General features: G+C 61.9%; 6 protein-coding genes. 5 read left to right on the top strand and 1 reads right to left on the bottom strand.

Features of this window, described 5'->3' with window-relative positions; all coding sequences use genetic code 11:
• Positions 1 to 799 (bottom strand): exodeoxyribonuclease VII large subunit (gene xseA, locus WA145_RS02830; protein ID WP_422580114.1); only part of this gene is annotated, 799 nt, incomplete at its 3' end.
• A 105-nt stretch (positions 800 to 904) separates the two neighbouring features.
• On the opposite strand from xseA, the gene WA145_RS02825 reads away from it, so the two are divergent.
• The 5 genes from WA145_RS02825 to WA145_RS02805 all read left to right on the top strand — a co-directional run bounded on the left by WA145_RS02825 (position 905) and on the right by WA145_RS02805 (position 6,446).
• A complete protein-coding gene (locus WA145_RS02825) occupies positions 905 to 1,456 on the top strand; it encodes a sugar ABC transporter ATPase (RefSeq protein WP_422580112.1) in 552 nt (183 codons plus the stop codon).
• A gap of 116 nt (positions 1,457 to 1,572) precedes the next feature.
• Positions 1,573 to 3,042, top strand: a complete 1,470-nt coding sequence (gene guaB, locus WA145_RS02820) for an IMP dehydrogenase (RefSeq protein WP_422580111.1) — start codon at positions 1,573 to 1,575, stop codon at positions 3,040 to 3,042.
• Positions 3,043 to 3,320: 278 nt separating this feature from the next.
• Entirely contained in the window at positions 3,321 to 4,901 is a 1,581-nt protein-coding gene (gene guaA / locus WA145_RS02815) for a glutamine-hydrolyzing GMP synthase (protein ID WP_422580110.1), read from the top strand.
• Between the two features lie 164 nt (positions 4,902 to 5,065).
• Positions 5,066 to 5,704, top strand: a complete 639-nt coding sequence (locus tag WA145_RS02810) for a DUF1326 domain-containing protein (protein ID WP_422580109.1) — start codon at positions 5,066 to 5,068, stop codon at positions 5,702 to 5,704.
• Positions 5,685 to 6,446: a DUF2182 domain-containing protein gene (locus WA145_RS02805; protein ID WP_422580108.1), complete on the top strand. Its 762-nt coding sequence runs from the start codon at positions 5,685 to 5,687 to the stop codon at positions 6,444 to 6,446. The genes WA145_RS02810 and WA145_RS02805 overlap by 20 nt, the downstream gene beginning before the upstream one ends.
• Positions 6,447 to 6,578 lie beyond the last annotated feature (132 nt).

Here is a 6,578-nt window from a genome sequence, read left to right as displayed (position 1 = left end):
GCTCGGCGGCGGCCGAAGGCGTGGGGGCGCGCACGTCGGCGACGAAATCGGCGATGGAGACATCGGTCTCATGGCCCACGGCGCTGACGATGGGCGTGAGGCAGGCGGCAATCGCGCGGGCCACCGGGTCTTCGTTAAAGCACCAGAGGTCTTCCAGCGAGCCGCCGCCACGGGCCAGGATCAGCGCATCGAAGCCCTTGCGGTCGGCCAGAGCCAGAGCGCGGACAATCTGCGCGGTGGCCTCACGCCCCTGCACGGCGGTAGGAATTAGGGTCAATTCGACCTGCGGGGCGCGGCGGCGGAACACACTGATAATGTCGCGGATTACCGCGCCGGTCGGCGAGCTGATAATGCCGATACGCTTCGGGTGTGCCGGCAGGGCGACTTTCGCCTCGGCGGCGAACAGCCCCTCGGCGCTGAGTTTCTCCTTCAACGCCTCGAAGGCCAGGCGCAGCGCGCCATCACCGGCCGGTTCCACGGCATCGAGAATCAGCTGGTAGTCGCCGCGCCCTTCAAACAGCGAGACCTTGCCGCGCACCTTGACCGCCAGGCCATCACGCAGCGCCTGGCGCACCTTGGCCGCGTTCTGCCGGAACAGCGCGCAGCGCACCTGGGCCTGGCTATCTTTAAGGGTGAAGTAGATATGCCCGGACGCCGGCTTGGCCAGGTTGGATATTTCCCCCTCGACCCAGATGCCGCCGAATACATCTTCCAGCAGCAGGCGCGCGCGGTTGTTCAGTTGGCTGACGCTGAGCACCTCGCGATCGAGGTTCAGGCGTTGGAAGGGGTCTTTGATCATGCTCGGCATAGTAAAGGCTTTGCCGATCCGGCCATAGTGGATTGGTCTTGACCGGCGTTGTCAGCCCATTAAGCTGCGCGCCTTTAGCGTAAACCGAGTCCCGTTATGAATGAGCAGCAAGCCATCATCGTGCCGCAGATTTCCAGCTTCCCCGGCCATGAGGCGCGGGCGCGGTTGATCCTGCGCTGGCTGGTCAAGCAGAACATCATCGACGAGCAGCTGAGCACCTGTGGGCGCACCTTCAAACATATGGGCTACGGCATTGCCGAGGGCGCGCGGCGGGTGGTCGAGCGGCCCGAGTTGCTGCCGTTTGGGCAGGCGGTGCATGGCCTGGAGATTATCTACACGCGCTGCATCTATACCCCAACCACTGGCTTTCTTGAGGAGGCCGGCTGCGCCAAGTGCCGCAAGGAAGTCGGTGAGGCGCTGTTCGACAGCCTGGAGGAGTGGATGCCGGGGCATACCGACAACTTCACCTGCCCGCGCTGCGGCCATGAAGATGACATCAACGGCTTTCTGTTTCTGCAGCCCTGCGGCTTTTCCAATCTGGGCTTTATCTTCAACAACTGGGCGGATGCCGGTTTTAAGCAGAGTTTTCTCGATGAGTTCGCCGCACGTTTGGGCTATCCGATTTCGCTGGTGCGGGTCGAGCTGTAGGGCAAAACGCCTGCGGGTAAATGTTTAGGCCGGCAGGTCGATACTTTGCGTTGAGTGCAGGGGGGCGTCTGAGTATAATGGCGCGCTTCCAATTTTCCCGTCCGGGAGCCCCCGCCATGCTGCGTATCAGTCAAGAAGCTCTTACCTTCGACGACGTTCTACTTATTCCAGGTTATTCCGAAGTTCTGCCGAAGGATGTCAGCCTCAAAACGCGTCTGACCCGTGGCATTGAACTGAATATTCCGTTGCTCTCTGCTGCCATGGATACCGTGACTGAAGCCCGTCTGGCGATTGCCATGGCTCAGGAAGGCGGCATCGGCATCATCCACAAGAACATGACCGTCGAGCAGCAGGCTGCCGAAGTGCGCAAGGTCAAGCGTTACGAGGCGGGCGTGGTCAAGGACCCGATCACCATCGAAGCCGACGCTACCGTGCGTGACCTGTTCGAGCTGACCCGCATGCACAATATCTCCGGCGTACCGGTGCTGAGCGATGGCGACCTGGTCGGCATCGTCACCTCCCGTGACGTGCGCTTCGAGAACCGCCTGGACGCCACCGTGCGTGAAGTGATGACGCCCAAAGAGCGCCTGGTCACCGTCCCGGAAGGTGCTGACAAGGACCTGGTGCGCGAGCTGCTGCACAAGCACCGCATCGAGAAAGTCCTGATCGTCGACGCGGCCTTCCACCTGAAGGGCATGATGACCGTCAAGGACATCGAAAAAGCCAAGGCCTACCCGCTGGCCAGCAAGGACGATCAAGGTCGTCTGCGCGTTGGCGCCGCCGTTGGCACCGGTGCCGATACCGCTGACCGTGTCGCGGCACTGGCTAACGCCGGCGTTGACGTGATCATCGTCGACACCGCCCACGGTCACTCCAAAGGCGTGATCGACCGCGTGCGTTGGGTCAAGCAGACCTTCCCGGACGTTCAGGTGATCGGCGGCAATATCGCCACCGGCGAAGCTGCCAAGGCGCTGGCCGAAGCCGGCGCTGATGCGGTCAAGGTCGGTATCGGCCCTGGCTCGATCTGCACCACGCGCATTGTCGCCGGTGTCGGCGTGCCGCAAATTTCCGCCGTGGCCAACGTTGCCGCCGCACTGGCCGGCACCGGTGTACCGCTGATCGCCGATGGCGGTATCCGCTTCTCCGGTGACCTGTCCAAAGCCATCGTCGCCGGTGCGTCCTGCGTGATGATCGGTTCGATGCTCGCCGGTACCGAAGAAGCGCCAGGCGAAGTCGAACTGTTCCAGGGCCGTTCCTACAAGGCCTACCGCGGCATGGGTTCGCTGGGTGCCATGGCGCAGGCGCAGGGCTCCTCGGATCGTTACTTCCAGGACTCCTCGGCCGGTGCCGAGAAGCTGGTGCCGGAAGGCATCGAAGGTCGCGTGCCATACAAGGGCGCGATGGCAGCCATCGTTCACCAGCTAATGGGCGGCCTGCGTGCCTCCATGGGCTACACCGGTTGCGCCACCATCGAGGAGATGCGCAGCAAGCCTGAGTTTGTGCGCATCACCGGCGCTGGCATGGCCGAGTCGCATGTACACGACGTACAGATCACCAAAGAGGCCCCGAACTACCGAGTGGGCTGAAAAGTCGCCGGATCGTTGCTGCGCTTGCTCATGCGGCGTTGGAAAGCAGCTCGCAATGCTCATTGGCTCCAGCCAACTGCGCTTGCTCGCTATTTTCCGCGATCCCCATGGATGGGGTGAATGCAGCGAGCCCGAAGGGATCGGGCGCTGCCTTGCGGGCATTATGCTCGCGACGCGAATCCAACGATTTTTAATATTGTTGAATACACGGGGCTGCTGCTGTTGAGAACGATGGGGCAGCCCCGAGTTATTTGTGAATTCCGCTACGAGAGACGGCCATGGCTCATCAAGACATCCACGCTCACCGCATCCTGATTCTGGATTTTGGCTCCCAGTACACCCAGCTGATCGCCCGCCGCGTGCGCGAGATCGGTGTGTATTGCGAGCTGCACCCGTTCGACATGAGCGACGATGACATCCGTGCCTTCGCCCCGCGCGGGATCATTCTCGCCGGTGGCCCGGAGTCGGTGCATGAAGCCGGTAGCCCGCGCGCGCCGAAAGCCGTGTTCGACCTCGGCGTGCCGGTTTTCGGCATCTGCTACGGCATGCAGACCATGGCCGAGCAACTGGGCGGCAAGGTTGAAGGTTCCGAGCTGCGTGAGTTCGGTTATGCCCGCGTCGATATCGTCGGCAAGGCCCGCCTGCTCAATGGCATCGAAGACCACGTCGATGACGACGGCGTATTCGGCCTCGACGTGTGGATGAGCCACGGTGACAAAGTCACCGCCATGCCCGCCGGCTTCCATATTCTTGCCAGCACCCCGAGCTGCCCGATTGCCGCCATGGCCGACGACAGCCGCGGCTATTACGGCGTGCAGTTCCACCCAGAAGTGACCCACACCAAGCAGGGTGGGCGCATCCTCTCGCGCTTTATCCTGGAAATCTGCGGCTGCGCAGCGCTGTGGACCGCCTCCAACATCGTTGAAGACGCCATCGCCAACGTGCGCGCTCAGGTGGGCAGCGCCAACGTGCTGCTCGGCCTATCCGGCGGCGTGGATTCCTCGGTGGTCGCGGCGCTGCTGCACAAGGCGATTGGCGATCAGCTGACCTGTGTATTCGTCGACAACGGCCTGCTGCGCCTGCACGAAGGCGAGCAGGTGATGGCCATGTTCGCCGAGAACATGGGCGTCAAGGTGATCCGCGCCAACGCCGAGGAGCAGTTCCTCAATAACCTGGCCGGCGAAGCGGATCCGGAGAAGAAGCGCAAGATCATCGGCCGCACCTTTATCGACGTGTTCGATGCCGAATCCTGCAAGCTGGACAACATCAAGTTCCTCGCCCAGGGCACCATCTACCCGGACGTGATCGAGTCGGCCGGCGCGAAAAGCGGCAAGGCCCACGTGATCAAGTCGCACCACAACGTCGGCGGCCTGCCGGAAGAGATGAACCTGAAACTGGTCGAGCCACTGCGCGAACTGTTCAAGGACGAAGTGCGTCGCCTGGGCCTGGAACTCGGCCTGCCGTACGACATGGTCTACCGTCACCCATTCCCCGGCCCGGGCCTGGGTGTGCGCATCCTCGGTGAAGTGAAGAAGGAATACGCCGACCTGCTGCGCCGCGCCGACCATATCTTTATCGAAGAGCTGCGCAAGGCCGACTGGTATCACAAGGTCAGCCAGGCCTTTGTGGTGTTCCAGCCGGTGAAATCGGTGGGCGTGGTCGGTGACGGCCGCCGTTACGCCTGGGTCGTCGCCCTGCGCGCGGTGGAAACCATCGACTTTATGACCGCGCGCTGGGCGCACCTGCCCTACGAGCTGCTGGAAACCGTCAGCGGCCGCATCATCAATGAGATCGAAGGCATCTCCCGCGTCACCTACGATGTGTCGAGCAAGCCGCCGGCGACCATCGAGTGGGAATAATGGACTAACACCAAGGGCAGCTTAGGCTGCCCTTGGTGCATCTGCGCTTATGGTTATGCGTTTGCTCGATTAGCGCAGGTGCTCAAGGTTCGATTGCTTCTAGAGGGGCATTGTCGTGCGGTCTACTCTCATGCCAAGGCATTGTTGCCTGTGAGGATATGACCATGACTGCTCATGTCGACTGGCGTCTGCGCGGCGTCGGTGTTGATTTATGTAATTGCGCATATGGCTGCCCCTGCCAATTCAATGCACCACCAACCCATGGCAACTGCGAGGCTGCAGTTGGCTTCCATATCGAGCAAGGGCACTTCGCCGATGTGTCGTTAAATGACTTGCATGTGGCCTGCACTTTTTCCTGGCCGGGAGCTATTCATGAGGGGCACGGTCAGTGCCAGGCCTTTATTGATGAGCGTGCAAACGATGCGCAGCGCCACGCTCTACTGACCATCCTTTCCGGGCAGGAGCAGGAGCCAACGGCATTTTTTGCCATCTTTGCCAGCACGGTAGAAACCATGCATGAGCCCCACTTCGTGCCCGTACAGGTATTCACCGACCGCGCCGCGCTGACGGCGAGTATCCACGTGCCGGGTGCCATTGATGCCAAGGCCGAGCCCATCCGCAATCTCGTGGATGGAACGGTGCATCGCGCGAGCATGACCTTGCCGGATGGTTTCCAGTTTACCAATGCCGACTGTGCCAGCGGCACGTTCAGTACCACGGCGGCTGTGGCGATGAACTACAGCGGGATCAATGCGCTGCTCTACGAATTGCACACCGGGCCCAATGGCATCATTCGCGGCTAGGCCAATCGAGCGCGGTGCGCTGCTCGCCAGCGTGTGCATTCTGCTGCTGACAGCGGTTGCCTGGTGGTGGCAGTTTGAACAGGCTGCGCTGATGGCGGCCATGGGTGAGATGCAGATGCCGCCCACTGACTGGTTGGCACCTGCGGGTCTGTTTGCCCTGCTGATGTGGGTCGTGATGATGCAGGCCATGATGCTGCCGGCCGCCCTGCCAGTGTTCTTGCTCTACCGGCGTTGCTTGCAGCGTGATCGTCAGCGGCTGGCCAAGCTGCTGCTGTTTACTGCTGCCTATGTATTGTTGTGGAGCTTGTTTGCGCTGCTGATGACGGTGCTGCAGGGCGTGGGCGAACAACTCGGTTGGCTCGATCCTATGGTGCTGCGCCTGCCGCCCTGGCTCGGCGCGCTGGCGCTGTTGTTGGCCGGCTTGTATCAATTGAGCCCGTTAAAGGCGGCTTGCTTGCAGCACTGCCAAAGTCCACTGGCTTTTCTTCAGCATCAGGTGCGTCCGGGGTTGTCGGGTGCCTGGCGCCTTGGCGTGCACCATGGCCTGTACTGCTTGGGTTGCTGCTGGGCGCTGATGCTGCTTCTGCTGGTGGTCGGGGCCATGAGTCTGTGGGGGATGGCGCTGCTGGCCCTGCTGGTATTGGCTGAGAAGTGGTTGCCCTTGGGTGAAGGCTGGCGCCGCAGCAGTGGCGCACTCCTGCTGCTGGGCGCGCTGCTGCAGGGTGTTCTCGCTGTGACCTGAGTAGTTGACTGCGACGATCAGGCGTTCGACTTGGCCCAGGCCTCCCGCATAGAATGCGACTCTCTCTCGTTTACCCTCGCGCCGATTTGTCGGGAGGGCTGAGGTCGCGTCGCGACCTTTGCAGGCTGGGCA

It is taken from the genome of Pseudomonas sp., from assembly GCF_049301935.1.
GTDB lineage: Bacteria > Pseudomonadota > Gammaproteobacteria > Pseudomonadales > Pseudomonadaceae > Aquipseudomonas.
This window is presented reverse-complemented; position numbering and strand designations above follow the sequence as displayed.